We start from the raw sequence: 15,652 nt of genomic DNA, 5'->3' as shown, positions 1-15,652 counted from the left end.
GAGGCTCTGCTACAATGGATTTCGCGGGATTACTACCGGAAATCAACTCAGCCAGGATTTATACCGGTCCGGGATCGGGGCCGCTGCTGGCAGCCGCGGCAGCCTGGGATTGGCTGGCGACCGAGTTGGATTCCGCGGCAGCCTCTTATGGTTCGGTGGTCTCGGCCCTAACCAGCGGGCCGTGGTTGGGCCCCTCATCGGCGTCGATGGCGGCCGCAGCTGCCCCCTATGTGGGGTGGTTGAGCGCCACCGCCTCGCGGGCCGAACAGACAGCAAACCAGGCGCGGGCGGCCGTGGCCGCATACGAGACGGCGTACGCGATGACGGTGCCCCCGCAGGTGATTGCGGCTAACCGCGCCCAGTTGATGGCGTTGGTCGCGACGAACCTTTTGGGGCAAAACACTCCGGCGATCGCGGCCACTGAAGCCCAGTACGCCGAGGCGCGGGCCCAAGACGCCGCCGCCATGTACAGCTACGCGGGGGCTTCGTCGTCGGCGACCACGCTGCCGCCGTTCACCCCGCCGGCGCCCAGCGCCAACCCGGCCGTGCTGGGCGGGCACGCCGCCGGGGTCACCCAGGCCAGCCCCCAGCTCCTCTCTGCGGTGCCCCAGGCCCTGCAGAGCCTCGCCGCACCCTTCACGTCCACGTCTGCCACGACCGGGCAGGCCACCTCGGGCCTATCGGGAATTCTGACGACGTTGGGGTTGTCGCCTGTGTCGGGCGCAGACTCGGGTCTGTCGTCGACGGGCCTGGCCACCGCGTCTGCGGCGTGGGGCTCCGCATCGCAGGCCACCTCGGAGATAAGGGCCGCACAGGTTCAGATGTCCGACACACAAGTCCTGATCGTCGCCACTCAGGACCTGCTGCACGGCACGCAGGATCAGATGACCGGCATGGAGGGTCGTATCCTGGCCCGGTTGGGATCGGTGAGCTCGGCAAGCCTGGATTCCGGTGCAGGGCCGGCGGCGCTGTCGGCCGGCCTGGGCCGGGCGGTCTTGATCGGCGGGCTGTCGGTTCCGCAGGGCTGGGCCGTGGCCGCCCCGGCGATACGCCCTGTCGCCTTGACATTACCGGTCGCCGGCTTCGGGGCTGCAGCCGGGATCGGGGTCGGCGGCCCAGGAAACCTGTTCGCGGAGATGGCCCTGGCGACTATGGCCGGGCGCGCCATCGGCGACGCTGCATCCATCGGCCGCCCGGATCGCGGCACGGCGACCTCTCGCACACCCGCAATGCCGGCGCAGACCTCCCTGGGCGGCTCGGTAACGGGAATCGCCGCTGAGCTACGCGAACTCGCCGAACTGCGCGACGCTGGAATCCTGACCGAGGAGGAATTCAGCGAGCAGAAACGGCGGCTTCTTTGTCGCTGACCTGATTGTTCGCTGCCGACCGGTTGATAGGCGCGGTAGATGCACGGAAGCGCCCAGTCGGCAACGGATTCCTGGACGTGAGCTTGTGCTCCGTACGGAGTCACCGTTTTGGCCTCCGCCGGTGGGCCCCGAAGGGGCCGGTCGCTTTAGCGGCAGGGGGATCGGGGCTGGGCGAACAGCATGGGCGGAAACTGTCACCGCCCCGACAAACGCCTTACCACACCGATGCACCCACACCCTAAAGTGTGGATGTGCCTACCCAGTTATGTGGTGGCGCAGCCGTTCCGGTGCGCCGGCTACGGACCATGAACGGCCGGCGGGTGGAGGTACCGGCGAAGGGGGGGCGGACCCACCTGCAGTTTCGGCGGTTCGCCGGCTGTCCGATCTGCCACCTTGACCTGTGCAGCTTTGCCGACCGGTATCAGGAGGTTGCCGGCGCTGGAATCGTCGAGGTTGTGCTTTTCCATTCCCCCGACGACGAGCTGCGCGGCTATCAGTCCTCGCTCCCGTTCGCGGTGGTGGCCGACCCCGACTGGGTGCTGTACCGCGACTTCCGGGTGGGGACCGGTCTGTGGGCCGCCGCGGATCCACAGGCATGGTGGGGTGCGATCCGCGGTGGGACGGCGGCGCTGCTTCGTCGCAACAACCCGGATCGTGCGGGTGTCGGACGTACCTACGGCACGACCCACCTGGGATTGCCGGTCGACTTTCTCATCGACCCCGACGGAACCGTGGTCGCTGCCCACTACGGGCGCCATTCGGGCGATCAATGGTCGGTGGACCAACTGCTGGAAGTCCAGCGTCTGCTTCGCGGAACGAAGGGTTAGTTGTCTCGCCTACCGTCGCGGCGTTGCGCGCCGCGATGTGTGGCGGCGATGGTATGCGCGGACTCGGTCGGCCCGCCCGGTGCGGAATGTCCGGAATGTCATTGCGCCGCCAAAATTCACGTCCTCGGCAAGGAAAACTGTCAGTTTGAAGACACATCCCTCACCGGGTTTCACGATGTCATGGTGAACTGGCGCTGCCCGATGCCGACGACCGTGAATCGACAATCGGCGAGGGATTCACAATCTGGTTTCGATGCGGCCGCGCCGGGTGCGGTCTTTGGACTCGAAGCGCGACGCATCTGCGGGCCAGGCCGCGTCGCCGGTTGCGACCGGTACGGTCTGCGTGCTCGTGGTGTGGGTACTGATGGCAAAGATGGGAGCATGCTATGACGACCACCAGATTGTATGTGCCAGCGGTGAGTTGCGACACGTGCAGGCGTGCGATCGAGACCGCGGTCGCACCGCTGGCCGGAGTCGCCACGGTCGACGTGGATTTGGCGACCGGGACGGTGACCGTCCATTACGACGAGCGTGTCACGGCGGAGCGGCTGATCGAGCTGATCGAAGCCCAGGGCTACGACGTCGTCAGCCACCGCAGCGAGGAGACACCTGTGCGGGGCGAGACATCGTGACGGAACTGGCCCAGCGCACCGAGGCCCCGCAGACGCTGCGGGTCGACTTCGCGGTGACGGGTATGACCTGCGCGTCGTGCGCGGCGCGTGTGCAGAAGACGTTGTCCAAGCAGGCTGGTGTGGTCGAGGCGCAGGTGAACTTCGCCACCGGAACCGCGCACGTCGACTATCGGCCCGCCGAGGCGGATGCCGACCGGCTGCGCGAGGCGGTGGATCGCATTGGCTATCACATCGAACCGGTCACTCCGAGCCAGCCGCCGCCGGGTGAGGAGACCGCCCGTGAGCGGCGGACCTGGTTGTGGCGGGTGTGGCTGGCTTGGTCGTTGGCGCTGCCGGTGATTGCTTTGACGGCGTTTTTCGGCGATTACCCGTGGGCGCGGTGGACGGCTTTCGCCGCGACGGTGCCGGTGCAATTCGTGGCCGGGTGGCCGTTCCTGAAAGGAGCGGTGCAGCGGGCGCGGGCGTTGAGCGCCAGCATGGACACGCTGATCGCGCTGGGCACCTTGACTGCGTTCTTTTACTCCACCTATGGACTAGTCGCTGGCGGGCACCTGTTCTTCGACACCGCCGCGATGATCGTCGCGTTCATAGCGCTGGGCCGCTACGTCGAGGCCAGAGCCCGGGGCAAGGCGTCGGAGGCGATCAGCACGCTGCTGCAGCTGGGCGCCAAGGAAGCCCGGCTGCTCGTCGACGGACAGGAGCGCCTGGTCCCGGTCGATCAGGTCCGAGTCGGCGACCTGGTGCGGGTGCGGCCAGGGGAGAAAATCCCAGTCGACGGCGAGGTTACCGCCGGGCGCGCCGCCGTGGACGAGTCGATGCTGACCGGTGAGTCCGTCCCGGTGGAGAAAACGGCGGGCGACGCTGTTACCGGGGCCACGGTCAACACCGATGGGTTGCTGACCGTGCGCGCCACCGCCGTCGGGGCGGAGACTGCGCTGGCCCAGATTGTGCGCCTGGTCGAGCAGGCCCAGGGCGGCAAGGCGCCGGTGCAGCGGCTGGCCGACCGGGTCTCCGGGGTGTTCGTGCCGGCCGTCGTCGGAGTTGCCGCCGCAACGTTCGCCGGCTGGACACTGCTGGCCGCCAACCCGGTCGCGGGCATGACTACCGCGGTGGCGGTGCTGATCGTCGCGTGCCCATGCGCACTGGGCCTGGCCACCCCCACCGCGATCATGGTCGGCACCGGCCGGGGCGCGGCCCTGGGGATCCTGGTCAAGGGCGCCGCGGTGCTGGAAGCCACGAAGAAGATCGACACCGTGGTGTTCGACAAGACCGGCACCCTCACCCGTGCTCAGATGCGGCTCACCGAAGTCATCGTCGACAAACGGCGCGAGGCTGATCTGGTGTTGCGGCTCGCCGCTGCGGCCGAGTCCGGTTCTGAACACCCGATCGGCAAGGCCATCGTCGCCGCCGCGCAGGAGCAGGGGCTCAAGGTTCCGGTGGCCACGGGGTTCGCCAACCTGGCCGGGCACGGGGTGCGGGCCGAGATCAACGGCCGGGCAGTGCTGGTCGGGCGGCGCACACTCGTCGACGAGCACGGTCTGCTCCTGCCCGATCACCTCGCTGCGGCGGCCGCGGAGCTGGAGGACCACGGCGACACCACGGTGTTCGTCGGCGCCGACGGCCAGGTTATCGGTGTGCTCGCGGTGGCCGACACCGTCAAAGACGCCGCCGCCGACGTGGTCGCTCAGCTGCACGCGATGGGACTGCAGGTCGTCATGATGACCGGTGACAACGCCCGCACGGCCGCGACGGTTGCCGGTCAGGTCGGCATCGACCGAGTGCTGGCCGAAGTGTTGCCGCAAGACAAGGTGAGCGAGGTGCGCCGACTCCAGGACGAGGGCCGGGTGGTCGCCATGGTCGGTGACGGCGTCAACGACGCCCCCGCCCTGGTGCAGGCCGATCTGGGCATTGCGATCGGTACCGGCACCGACGTGGCCATCGAGGCGTCCGACATCACGCTGATGTCCGAGCGGCTCGACGGTGTCGTGCGTGCGATTGAGCTGTCGAGGTGCACGCTGCGCACCATCTACCAAAATCTCGGCTGGGCCTTCGCCTATAACGCCGCCGCGATTCCCCTTGCCGCGCTGGGCCTGCTGCACCCGATCGTCGCGGGCGCGGCGATGGGCTTCTCCTCGGTCAGCGTGGTCACCAACTCGCTGCGGCTGCGCCGTTTCGGCGCGGTCTCAAACCGCAGGTTGTCTCGATCCCGGCAGTGGCGCCAGCTGCCGTCGTGCGCGGAAACGGAGAAGCGATGACAGACACAAACTCGGCTGTAACCGCCTATAACTACGACCACTTCGGTCTTGAGCATCGCAGCATGGACCACCTGGGGGGTGTGGCAGTCGGTGAACCCGCGCCGGACTTCACCGCGACGCGACTGGACGGCACCGAGGTCAAGCTCTCCGATTTCCGCGGTAAGCCCGTGGTTCTGGAAACCGGCAGCGCGAGCTGCCCGATGTATGTCGGGCACATCGAGCCGATGAACGCGCTGGCGTTCCGCTTCCCCGACGTGGCCTTCCTCGTTCTCTATGTGCGAGAAGCGCATCCGGGACGACGGATCGGCGCGCACCGCGACCACGCGCAGAAGACCGCCGCCGCCCGGATAGTCGCTGACCAGGAACAAGAGGGCCGCACGATCCTGATTGACGACCTGGCCGGCACTGCGCACCGGCTCTACGGGGCCATGCCGAACACTGTGCACGTCATCGACACCGACGGAAGGGTGGCGTTCCGCGCGATGTGGAACGACCCGGCAGCCGTCGAGGCCGTGCTGCGCACGATGCTCGCCGGCCAGGACACCGCGACGGTGCGAGCCCGGTTCCGCCCAACCGGGCCTGCCACGCTATTCCGGGTGCTGCGGCGCGCGGGCTGGCGGGCTGTCTGGGATTTCGTCGTCGCCTTTCCCGCACTGGCCCGCGCCCATCTGCGGCCGGGCCGACCAGGTGCGGCGGAGTAGCCACGGCGACACGACGCGGATCTCCCGGGCAGGGGAGTGGAACCCGATGCGGCCCTTGTACAGTGGGCCACCGAGTAGACCTCGCACACGCGTCATCGCAGCCTGCGTTGCCGGTTCCACCACGGGCCCGTCCGGGACACCCCATCGCCCGCGTAGAAGGCTGGCATACCCTGCGTTACTGCCGATTATGGCGCGTCTTCTTGGCCATCCAGCAATCGCAACGCGCTCGTGGCGAAGGTGGCCGGGTCTTCGATCTGCGGGTAGTGGCCCAGCCCGGGGAGCTCGATCACCGGCGCGGCCGGACGCAGTTCCTTCAGTCCGTCGAGCACGTTGATAGTCGCGACCGGGTCGTCGAGCCCCCACAGAAATCCCAGCGGTTTCGGCCACTCGCGGACCGCGCCGTGCCAGCGCGATGCGTACCGCTCACGTTCGTCAAGGTAGGAGATCAGCAGATGAAGGATGCGATGACCGTCGTTGTGCGACAGCAGCGCCCACTGTGCGGCGGCCTCCTCCACGGACAGCGGATGGCCAGCGCTGAACAGCCGCGCGAAGCCCGGGATGAACATGCGCCGGTTCACCAGCAGCGCGACCACCGGGCCGAGCCGGCCGCGGAGCACGTTCTGGATCGGACGCAGACTGGCCCGCGCCAAGATTACGCTGCCGTTCGACAGTATGGCCCGCTGCAGGTCAAATCCCAAGCGGCCCTCCAGGTCTCGGGCCAGCAGCTCGGTGGTCACCGACGTGCCCATGTCGTGTGCGATCACCATTACCGGGCCCGTGGTGGTGTCGGAGATGACGTTCTCCACCAGGTCAGCCTGTTCCAGCAGGCTGTAGCGGTGCGGCCGCGGCTTGTCCGAGAGGCCAAAGCCCAAGAAGTCCATGGCCGCCCATGCGCGCCCGGCCAGGTGCGGGACCACCTTTCGGAAGTCATAGGAGCTGGACGGGTAGCCGTGTAGCAGCAGCACCGTCGGACCCACACCGGTTGCCGAGCGGACAAACACCGATCCCACGTCCGTCGCCAACCAGCGCCCACCGTCACGCCACTCGCACACACTCGTCGGCATCACCCGACCGAAGATATCATCGGCTGGCAGGCGATGTCCTCAGGTGCAATCCTCGTGTCGACGGTGCGAGCACCTGATCTGATGGCTCTGCTTGGCGGAAATCAGTTCCAGGACGTCGCTGCGACACCACGCAGCCCGCTTGTCAGCTTGTTGGATTAACTTCGGTGCTCTCCGCTGGACGCCGCTGACCACCGCGCTTGGCATGTCTGTGCAGGGCGGCCATATTCAGTTTCGGTTCGTGACGATCGGTATATGCAGCTGCTGGTTAGTGAGGCGCTGGCGTCACCGGTACTCGGGATTAGCAAACCCGAATCGCGAACCAGCGTCCCACTGCGCGCGTTGATTGCCGTAGGCGGGAATTCCGCCGGCCGCGCGCAACAGCGACGCGATGTGCATCAAGTTGTACGTCATGAAGGTGGTGTTGCGGTTTGTGAAATCGTTTTCTGGACCTCCGGAACCTTCGTCGAGGTATGACGGTCCCGGGCCCGCCGGCCCTACCCAGCCAGCATCCGCTTGGGGTGGAATCACGAAACCCACGTGTTGCAAGCTGTAGAGAATGTTCATCGCGCAGTGCTTGATGCCGTCTTCGTTGCCTGTGATCAGGCAGCCAGCGGTACGGCCGTAGTAGGCGTACTGGCCGGCGGCATTGAGGTTTCCGGAGCATCCGTATAAGCGCTCGATGACGGTCCGCATTACCGAACTGTTGTCCCCGAGCCATATCGGACCGGCCAAAACCAGAATGTCTGCGGCCATGATGCGTTCGTAAAGTGCTGGCCAATCGTCGCTCGGCCATCCGTGCTCGGTCATGTCGGGATAGACACCGGTGGCGATGTCATGATCGACAGCTCGGATGTGATCGACGGCGACGCCGTGTCTGGCCATCAACGAAGCGCTCGCGTCTATCAGGCCTTGGGTGTGGCTGAGTTCGGGTGATTTTTTCAGAGTGCAATTGACGAAGACCGCGTGGAGCATGAGTTGCCCACGCACCTTGTTGTTCTGCCGCAGCAGCTACCAACGTCACAAAGCACACTGCTCCACTGCATCGGGTAGGCAGGGTCATAAAACCCGCATCGATCTATCGCCCATGGTGTCATCTTCCTGATGATGACGATGGCCGACCGCGGAAATAACGTTGGCCTGCTTGGCAATCTCCGCATGTCCGCCCTTACGCGGGTCGGCGGCCCATTGTCGAGCGAATGGTCAGCCAGGTGACAAAACCCTTGCCCGGGCAGTGAGATTCGGGTTTCCTGAACAGTTGGTGACGCCGCTAACGGCATCGCCAAGGCCGGTCCGCCACAGCACGTACGGTACTGTCCTTAACCGCGATGTGGGCTCGAGCCAGCTGGTATTCCAGGTGACCGCGAACCGGCGATGAGCAGCACACAGGGAGAGACAGGGTGACCGTACCGGAAAGCACGGATCCGGTGGTCGAGGTGTACTGGCGGCCCGGCTGCCCCTATTGTCGCTTGCTGCTGCACCCGCTGCGGCGAAGCGGGCTCAACCTGCGAGAAATCAACATCTGGGAAGACCCCGAAGCGGCCGCGCGTGTGCGGTCGGTGGCCGGCGGAAACGAGACCGTGCCAACGGTTTGCATCGGCGAACGCGCCATGGTGAATCCCACGGTGCAGCAGGTGTTGGCCGCGGCCCGCGGTGAGCAGACGTCGGCGCCGTGGTGGCGCAGGTGGCGGCGTTAGTCCGGCTGCATAGGGCTGCTTATCGTGTTCGACGTGCTGCGGCGCCGGTTCGATCGGGTGCTGCGCGACGGCATGGCATCGACCCTGGCCGAGAGGTGTCAACCGTTTCCTGCGATTGCAGCGGCGTTGCACACGTTGGCGCGGGGCGCGCTCGACGATGACGCGGTGGGTCGTGTGCCGGCCTGGGCAACGGCACCGCCGATGCCACCGCAGATTGTCACGGCTGCAGCAACCTTTCAGGCGGAGATGACCTTATCGAGGTTGCGACGGGGCTGCCCGCACTACCCGCGTAGCGCGCTGCCGCGCAGCCACTGCTCCCAGGGAATGCTCCAGTCGCCGTTCTGCCATATCTGCAGGGGCGCTCCACCGCTGTTGACGACCTCGACGACGTCGCCCGGGACGGCGAAGTTGTAGAACCAGCGCGCGTTCTCGTGGTTGAGGTTAAGGCAACCGTGGCTGACGTCGGTGTAGCCTTGTGCCCACACGGTGGAATCAAGCTCGTGCAGGTAGACCCCGTCGGTGCTGATGCGTGTCGCGTAGTTGATCGATTCCTTGTAGCCGAGTCGGGAATTGATCGGCAGCCCGTAGGTGGAGGAATCCATCACGACCGGGTTGGCCTTGTCCATCACGGTGTAGACCCCGGGCTGTGTCCAGAACGAAACCTTACGGCCGGCAATGGTTTCGGCGCCGCCCATGCCCATCGAGGTGGGCATCGTTCGCACCAGTCGGCCGTTTTCATACACCGAGACTGCCTTGGTGGTGTCGTCGGCCACCGAGATGTGCGAGTCACCGATCACAAACGACACACGGCTGTCCTCCTGGCCGTACAGACCGTCACCGACCGCGACGCCGTAGATGGTGGCCGCCACGGTGACCCTGGTCCCCGGCCGGTAGTAGCGCTCGGGACGCCAATGCGCGTTTTGGTCATCGACCCAGTACCAGGATCCGGTCGCCGGCGGCGACGTGGTGACCGACAGGTGCCGCTCGGCGGCCACCCTGTCGGCGATCGGTTCGTCGAAATGCGCGACCACCACGGTGCCCACCCCGTAGGTGCCTTCGTCGTCGAGAAAGTGCCCGCCGGTCGTCAACAGATACACCTTGGTCTGATTCGTGGGCTGCACGGTTGTGAACATCGACGTTTGCGTCGCGGTCACGCCGGTCGCACTTCGACTGGTGACCGTCACGGTGTATGTCGTGCCGTATCCGAGCGGTTCGGTGTTTTTCCACAGCGACCGGTCGGGTGTGACGACGCCCTCGACAACCTTCCCAGCGTCGTTGACCATCGATAGCGAGATAAGCGTTCCTTTGTCGACGCTCACCTGCACCGGGACTACCGGGTCCACGTCGATCGCGCCGTCGGCCACCGACACAGTGACCACCGCGGGCTGTGGCCAGACCGGGGCTGCCGACGATTCCGATTCCGCATGTCCACCCGCGCAGCCGGAAAGCGCGACCGTTGTGACAGCCATGAGGGCACTCACCATTCGTCGGCAGGGTCGCACCGTGGGGTTTCTCCTTCTGGTCGGGCTGTGCTGGTCTGACGCTAGAGCCCAGCTGCGGGCACAGCCGGCCGCTGTGTCGTGCCGCTGACAATGTGTCAGCGCACTCGCGCATGCGCAGCGATAGTCAGCACCGGCGGCGTGCACACTGTCACCGCACTGACAAACGGGTTAGCGCGCCGGTGCTGCACGCCGTACGGTGCTGTCATGGCTACCCGATTGTCGAGCGGTGCGACCGTTCCGGTACGACGCCTTAAGGCCATCAACGGCCAGCCGGTGCAGGTGCCGGCGACCACGGGACGTACACACGTGCAGTTTCGCCGGTTCGCGGGCTGTCCGATCTGCCATCTGCATCTGCGTAGCTTCGCCGAGCGGTATCAAGAGGTTGCCGACGCCGGGATCAGCGAGGTGGTGTTTTTCCATTCGCCAGCCGAGGAGCTGCGCGGTTATCAGTCCCTGCTGCCGTTTACGGTGGTGGCCGACCCCGATAAGGAGCAGTATCGCGCATTCGGAGTGGAAAAGGGACTACGCGCTCTGACTCATCCTCGGGCGTGGCAATCGGCGTTTCGCGGGTATGCCGCCGCCCGCCGACACCGTAACGATCCCGATTATGCCGGTGTCGGGTCAACCGATGGCACCACGCATTTGGGTTTGCCGGCCGACTTCCTCATCGATCCCGACGGGACCGTCGTCGCGGCGCATTACGGTCGTCACGCCGACGATCAGTGGTCGGTGGAACAACTTCTGGACATCGATCGGTCGCTCGGCGGAAAAAAGTCGCGGTGACTTATCTCCGATTGATCGCCACCCTTGCCGTCGCGGCGGTGCTTGTCGCGGCGTGCGGTTCGCACTCCGGGGCCGGGTCGTCGCCGGCGCCTCCGTCCCCCTGGCACGCAGATACCCGACCACCCGAAGCCAGGAACGTGCCCGTACAGCTGCGGTTCATCGCCAAAACCCTGGACGGGCAGGACTTTCAAGGGCAAAGCCTGGTGGGTAAACCCGCGGTGCTGTGGTTTTGGACGCCATGGTGTCCGACCTGTCAAGGCGAGGCGCCGATGGTTGGCCGGGTCGCCGCGGCCAATCCGGGTGTGACCTTCGTCGGAGTCGCCGGACTGGACCAGATTCCCGCCATGAGGGAGTTCGTCGACAAGTACAAGCTGCAAGGATTCAGCGAGCTGGCCGACGCCGACGGGACGGTCTGGGCGAAATTCGGTGTCACCCGACAACCCGCGTTCGCGTTCATTCACCCTGACGGCAGTGTCGACGTCGTCAAGGGGCCGCTGTCTGAGCCCGATCTCACCCGGCGGGTGACGGGCCTGTCCCACCAATGATCGACACGATAGGTTTTGCCCTCGGCGCGGGGCTGGTGGCCGCGCTGAACCCGTGTGGCTTCGCGTTCCTGCCGGGCTACCTGGGTTTGGTGATCGCCGGTGGCGGCACGGAATCGTCACGCCAGGCGACACTGGTCCGCGCGGGCTCGGCGACTGTTGCCATGTCCGCCGGATTCGTCACCGTGTTCGGCGTCTTCGGCTTCCTGCTATCGCCGCTGATCGCCTCCGCGCAGAAGTACCTGCCGTTCGCAACCGTTGTCATCGGGGTTTTGCTGGTCACGATGGCGGTGTGGCTGCTGGCCGGCAAGGACATCGCGGTCATCCTTCCCCGGCTGTCTCATGGGACGCCCACCGCTCAGCTGCGATCGATGTACGGCTACGGCGTCGGGTACGCGATCGCATCGCTGTCGTGCACCATCGGACCGTTTCTTGCGGTGATCAGCGTGACATTCAACCGAGGCTCGATACTGCGCGGCATCCTGGCATTCATCGCGTATGCGGCCGGGATGACCATCACCGTCGGGATAGCCGCACTGGCGGTGGCCCTGGCCGGGTCCGCGGCAACCGGCACGCTTCGCCGCATCCTGCCGTATGTCGGCCGGATCGCCGGCGTCGTGGTGTTGTTGACCGGTATCTACGTCAGCTATTACGGCTACTACGAGATCCGGGTCTATTTCACCGACGCCAGGCCCGACGACCCGATCATCAAGGGTGTTGGGACGGTACAAGGTTGGCTGGCCAACCAGGTCGATGCCCTGGGCAGCTTGCCACTGCTGGCGATGCTCGCCGGATTGGTCGCAACCGCGATCGGGTTACGCATCGTGGTGCGCCACCGAGCCAGTCGCTCATAAATGGGGCGGCGGCGCATTCCCCCGTTGGCCACGGCTCCGCACCCCGCCAGGATCTCCGCGTCACCGCCTCTCAGCGCGTTCCCAAATCCATCGGATCACGTTCTCAACCGTCCGAACCCAACACCACAGACCAGGCACCCAAGAGTTTCTCGTCAGGTCCCCGAGCGCCAACGACATCTTCGAATACCTGACGAAAACCTAGCCGTTCGAGGCTGCGAATAGTTTTCGAGGCACGATCAGCCCGGTCGACGGGTATGGCGAGGCTCAGTGTAGCGGGAACGGCGAGGACGTGCGACGCTCGGCCCTCCCTGGTCGACGTCGTGCGGCTCGTCGTGGCGAAGCCACCGTCTGACCCCCGCCGCAACGGCAGACTCGGTGCCGGCTGCGGACCCACGGCATTTTCGGGTCAACGCGGTTTGGGGTAACCGGCGCTGGGCAACAATGACACAGCTACCGTGGTTGGTGACTAGAGTTATGCCCTAGCTGGCGGTGATCTCCGCACCGGCTTGGTCAGCAACGAGCTCGCCGAAGCCATCGGCAACGGCCCAACGCAATTGCTCAGGGCAACGGGAACACCGACGTGCGTGACGCGTCGCTGATGACCGGCTCTCTCGATCCAGCGCCGTTTCTAGGCTTCTCTACCCTGCCGTAACGGCGCATGGTCGACATCCGGACCGCTTTGTGCGCGAACGGTCCCGCCCCGGGGGTTCGTGAAGAAGAGCTGTCAAAGCTCACTTTCGCGGTTGATATCGTCGGTTTCCACCAGTTGTCCTTCCAGACGAGTAATCTAGCGTCCGCCATTAGCGCGATCCTCAACGGCGCGAGCGCCAACGTCGGCCTGGGCGCCGGTCCCACACCGGTCCTGGCCTGAGCCGCTATTTGGTCGACGTCAGCGCCGGCTCGGGCGCCGGTGTGTTCAGCGGTCCGAGGCTATCGGGTCCCACACACGGGAAAAACCGAAGTCGTTAAAGTCATTGACATTTCGGGTAGCGAATTCGTCGACACCGTGGTGGCGCAATGTCAGTGCCAGCCGGGCATCGAACAGGCGTCGGCGAGCAATTCCGGGCGTCGCTGCCAGCTCCCATACATCGTTCATCACCGGGGCGTTGTCGATGAGCGCCCACCGTCGGTGACGCCGAAACGTCTGACAGATCTCCGCCGCCTCGGGACCGTCGAGCGGTCGCGTCACCACCGCAGGGTTCCGCAGCAATTGATACAGCTCCATAAGCACGAGCTCACAGACTGCGACGTCGGTCCGACCAGCGCACTCGACGAGGAAGGCGGCGGCGCCGTCGTGTTCGGCGCAATCCTGGTTTTGGGCATACAGCAAGACATTCGTATCGATAGAGAGCACGGGTCGGCTCACGTCTCGTTGGCGAGCTCGCGCCACGTTTGTTCAGACACCCGAAACGGACCGAGTCGACGTGGCGGGGGTGGCTGCCAGGTGTCGGACGGGACGTCGCGCCGCGGATAAATCTGCACCATGTGCTCAAGGCCGCGACGAACGACCTCGGCAAGGGTCATCTCGTGCTCGCGTGCGATCCGCTTGGCGTCGCGGTAGAGCTCTTCGGGGAGCTGGACTTGGGTTCGAATCATACATGGAATCGTACATTGAATTTACATCTACATCTAAACTACATCGGCCAAGCCGCCTTCGTTCGCGCGTCGGTGCCGAAGTACCAGCCTCAGAGCCGAGCTGGCCGGAGAGAAAAGAACCCGAGGCGGATGGATATCTAGGCCCATTTTGGGAATGAAATGGTAATGTCGTGGCGTGTACGTGACGGTAGACCGCGTGGGCCGGGTTGTCATTCCCAAGGCACTGCGCGTCGCACTGGGAATCACGCCGGACACGCTGCTCGAACTGATCCCGGACGGATCGGGTCTGCGGATCGAGCCGGTTCGGCGGCGCCAACGTGCAATCGGTACCAGCGACGGGCTGCCGATACTCGGCGACGTGAAAGGTGCCGTGCTGACGGATGACGACGTGCGCCGACTTCGTGATGAGACGCAACGGTGACCGGTGGGCGTGCGACACGAGCTTTGCCGTCGCCGCTCTCGATCCGGCCCACGAAGCGCACGCTGCCTGCCGCCAGGCCCTGGTTGAATGTCGTCCTGCGCTTGCCGGGCATGCCACGTTCGAGACGTATTCGGTGTTGACCCGACTACCACTTCCCCTGCGCTTGAGTGCGATCCAAGCGGCTTCGGTACTGGCTGCGGCTTTCCCGGAAGACTGTTGGCTCGACGCAACCGGAACCCGCCACCTTCGCGAGCGGCTCGCTGGCCTCGGTATCGTCGGCGGCTCGGTCTATGACGCCCTCGTCGGACAGGCCGCCCTCTCAAATCAGCGTCGCCTGCTTACCCGTGACCGCCGGGCGGAACGCACGTACCGCTCCCTGGACGTCGAGTACCGGTTCGTGGATTGACGGCGGCCTCGCTTCCTGGGTGTCGGCCGGCTCCTCGCGCGGCCCGGTCAACTCACGGCGGCTCCGCAGCGGTGAGGATGGCGCTGACGTAGCTGGTCTGACCGGTGAGATCGCTGGTGTCGGCGGCCGGTTCGACACCGTAGCGGGCGAACAGGTCGGCGCGCGGTGTCGTCTCGACCCGCCAGCCTTTGGCGGTCAGGTAGGCCGGGACGTCGCAGCGATCGTCGGCGAACGTCATCGCCGCCATGTCGAGGCCGAATCCCTTGTCGCGCCAGTCGGCGGTGACCCGCTGCGCCGTCGCCGCGTCGATACTGGCGGGCCGGGCGACGTAGTCGGCGGCCAGACTGCTGCGTGGCGCGCTGAGCGCGGTGACGGCGTCGAACAGCCGCTGCTGCGCCGCGGCCGGCAGGTACATCAGCAGGCCCTCGGCCGACCACGCCGACGGCGACTGCGGGTCGAAGCCGGCCGCGCGCAGTGCGGCAGGCCAGTCTTCGCGCAAATCTGCTGCGACACAGCGCAGGTCGGCGCGCGGTTGCGCACCGAGCCGGGTCAGCACGCCGGTTTTGAACTCGATCACCGCGGGCTGGTCGATCTCGTAGACAACCATCTGCGCCGGCCAACCCAGCCGGTAAGCGCGGGCATCCAACCCGGAGGCCAGGATAACCGCCTGGCGTACACCTGCTTCGACAGCGGACAGGAAGTAGTCGTCGTAGAACCGGGTGCGCACCGCGACCTCGTCGACCAGGGCCTGCACCCGGGCCACCGACTGCGGATCCAGGTCGGCGGTGTCGAGTTCGCCGTTGACCTGCTTGGTGAAGAAGTCCAGGCCGACCGCCTCGACCAGCGGCTTGGCATACGGGTCGTCGATCAGGTGCCGGGGGTCTTGGCTGGCCATCGCGCGTCCGGCCGCGACCATGGTCGCGGTGGCGCCCACACCGGAGGCGGCGTCCCAGGTGTTGTTGTCGGTGCGGGTCACCCGACCACGGTAACGCGGATAGTCCCGCCGTC

Annotated in this window: 18 protein-coding genes; 12 read left to right on the top strand and 6 right to left on the bottom strand. The window is 65.9% G+C overall.

Annotated features, from left to right (window positions below; all coding sequences use genetic code 11):
* The first annotated feature begins 14 nt into the window (after positions 1–14).
* From F6Q13_RS12415 to F6Q13_RS12395, 5 genes are all read left to right on the top strand, one after another.
* Positions 15–1,367 (top strand): PPE domain-containing protein, encoded by a 1,353-nt coding sequence (locus F6Q13_RS12415; protein WP_293056758.1) that lies wholly within the window; start codon positions 15–17, stop codon positions 1,365–1,367.
* Positions 1,368–1,672: 305 nt separating this feature from the next.
* The gene (locus tag F6Q13_RS12410; RefSeq protein WP_293056794.1) at positions 1,673–2,194 is read left to right on the top strand and encodes a redoxin domain-containing protein; all 522 of its coding nucleotides are present in this window, start codon (positions 1,673–1,675) and stop codon (positions 2,192–2,194) included.
* A gap of 386 nt (positions 2,195–2,580) precedes the next feature.
* Complete coding sequence (locus F6Q13_RS12405; RefSeq protein ID WP_293056756.1) at positions 2,581–2,826, top strand: heavy-metal-associated domain-containing protein; 246 nt, start codon at positions 2,581–2,583, stop codon at positions 2,824–2,826.
* A complete protein-coding gene (locus F6Q13_RS12400; protein WP_293056754.1) occupies positions 2,823–5,081 on the top strand; it encodes a cation-translocating P-type ATPase in 2,259 nt (752 codons plus the stop codon). The genes F6Q13_RS12405 and F6Q13_RS12400 overlap by 4 nt, the downstream gene beginning before the upstream one ends.
* On the top strand, positions 5,078–5,782 hold the full coding sequence (locus tag F6Q13_RS12395) for a deiodinase-like protein (protein ID WP_259656323.1): 705 nt from the start codon (positions 5,078–5,080) through the stop codon (positions 5,780–5,782). Before F6Q13_RS12400 ends, F6Q13_RS12395 begins: the two co-directional genes overlap by 4 nt.
* Positions 5,783–5,967: 185 nt before the next feature.
* Here F6Q13_RS12395 and F6Q13_RS12390 read toward each other — a convergent pair whose 3' ends face one another.
* Together F6Q13_RS12390 and F6Q13_RS12385 are read right to left on the bottom strand one after the other, a co-directional pair.
* Positions 5,968–6,849, bottom strand: coding sequence for an alpha/beta hydrolase (locus tag F6Q13_RS12390; protein ID WP_293056734.1), 882 nt, complete (start codon positions 6,847–6,849; stop codon positions 5,968–5,970).
* A gap of 279 nt (positions 6,850–7,128) precedes the next feature.
* Positions 7,129–7,818, bottom strand: a complete 690-nt coding sequence (locus F6Q13_RS12385) for a flavodoxin family protein (RefSeq protein ID WP_293056733.1) — start codon at positions 7,816–7,818, stop codon at positions 7,129–7,131.
* A 425-nt stretch (positions 7,819–8,243) separates the two neighbouring features.
* Here F6Q13_RS12385 and F6Q13_RS12380 point away from each other — a divergent pair, with 425 nt between their 5' ends.
* Positions 8,244–8,540 carry a glutaredoxin domain-containing protein gene (locus tag F6Q13_RS12380; RefSeq protein WP_293056732.1) on the top strand — a complete coding sequence of 99 codons (297 nt, stop codon included), beginning with the start codon at positions 8,244–8,246 and terminating at the stop codon, positions 8,538–8,540.
* Between the two features lie 281 nt (positions 8,541–8,821).
* Here the strand turns inward: F6Q13_RS12380 and F6Q13_RS12375 are convergent, their stop codons facing one another.
* Complete coding sequence (locus F6Q13_RS12375; RefSeq protein WP_293056731.1) at positions 8,822–10,009, bottom strand: Ig-like domain-containing protein; 1,188 nt, start codon at positions 10,007–10,009, stop codon at positions 8,822–8,824.
* 237 nt (positions 10,010–10,246) lie between these two features.
* Between F6Q13_RS12375 and F6Q13_RS12370 the strand changes: the two genes are divergently transcribed.
* The 4 genes from F6Q13_RS12370 (at position 10,247) to F6Q13_RS12355 (ending at position 13,092) form a co-directional block, all read left to right on the top strand.
* The gene (locus F6Q13_RS12370; protein ID WP_293056730.1) at positions 10,247–10,825 is read left to right on the top strand and encodes a peroxiredoxin-like family protein; all 579 of its coding nucleotides are present in this window, start codon (positions 10,247–10,249) and stop codon (positions 10,823–10,825) included.
* Positions 10,822–11,370, top strand: a complete 549-nt coding sequence (locus F6Q13_RS12365; RefSeq protein WP_293056729.1) for a protein disulfide oxidoreductase — start codon at positions 10,822–10,824, stop codon at positions 11,368–11,370. Before F6Q13_RS12370 ends, F6Q13_RS12365 begins: the two co-directional genes overlap by 4 nt.
* Positions 11,367–12,221 carry a cytochrome c biogenesis CcdA family protein gene (locus tag F6Q13_RS12360; RefSeq protein ID WP_293056728.1) on the top strand — a complete coding sequence of 285 codons (855 nt, stop codon included), beginning with the start codon at positions 11,367–11,369 and terminating at the stop codon, positions 12,219–12,221. The genes F6Q13_RS12365 and F6Q13_RS12360 overlap by 4 nt, the downstream gene beginning before the upstream one ends.
* A gap of 658 nt (positions 12,222–12,879) precedes the next feature.
* Positions 12,880–13,092, top strand: coding sequence for a hypothetical protein (locus tag F6Q13_RS12355; RefSeq protein ID WP_293056727.1), 213 nt, complete (start codon positions 12,880–12,882; stop codon positions 13,090–13,092).
* Positions 13,093–13,137: 45 nt separating this feature from the next.
* On the opposite strand, the gene F6Q13_RS12350 is transcribed toward F6Q13_RS12355, so the two are convergent.
* Entirely contained in the window at positions 13,138–13,575 is a 438-nt protein-coding gene (locus tag F6Q13_RS12350) for a type II toxin-antitoxin system VapC family toxin (protein WP_293056726.1), read from the bottom strand.
* A gap of 8 nt (positions 13,576–13,583) precedes the next feature.
* Positions 13,584–13,817 (bottom strand): antitoxin, encoded by a 234-nt coding sequence (locus F6Q13_RS12345; RefSeq protein WP_293056725.1) that lies wholly within the window; start codon positions 13,815–13,817, stop codon positions 13,584–13,586.
* A 175-nt stretch (positions 13,818–13,992) separates the two neighbouring features.
* On the opposite strand from F6Q13_RS12345, the gene F6Q13_RS12340 reads away from it, so the two are divergent.
* On the top strand, positions 13,993–14,238 hold the full coding sequence (locus tag F6Q13_RS12340; protein WP_293056724.1) for an AbrB/MazE/SpoVT family DNA-binding domain-containing protein: 246 nt from the start codon (positions 13,993–13,995) through the stop codon (positions 14,236–14,238).
* Positions 14,198–14,644, top strand: coding sequence for a type II toxin-antitoxin system VapC family toxin (locus F6Q13_RS12335; protein ID WP_293056723.1), 447 nt, complete (start codon positions 14,198–14,200; stop codon positions 14,642–14,644). The genes F6Q13_RS12340 and F6Q13_RS12335 overlap by 41 nt, the downstream gene beginning before the upstream one ends.
* Before the next feature lie 52 nt (positions 14,645–14,696).
* Here F6Q13_RS12335 and F6Q13_RS12330 read toward each other — a convergent pair.
* The coding region (locus F6Q13_RS12330; RefSeq protein WP_293056722.1) for a class I SAM-dependent methyltransferase at positions 14,697–15,652 on the bottom strand (956 nt) is incomplete at its 5' end.

This window comes from Mycobacterium sp. (assembly GCF_008709575.1).
Taxonomy (GTDB): domain Bacteria; phylum Actinomycetota; class Actinomycetes; order Mycobacteriales; family Mycobacteriaceae; genus Mycobacterium.
The sequence above is the reverse complement of the archived record's forward strand: the minus strand, read 5'-3'. Positions and strand labels throughout refer to the sequence as shown.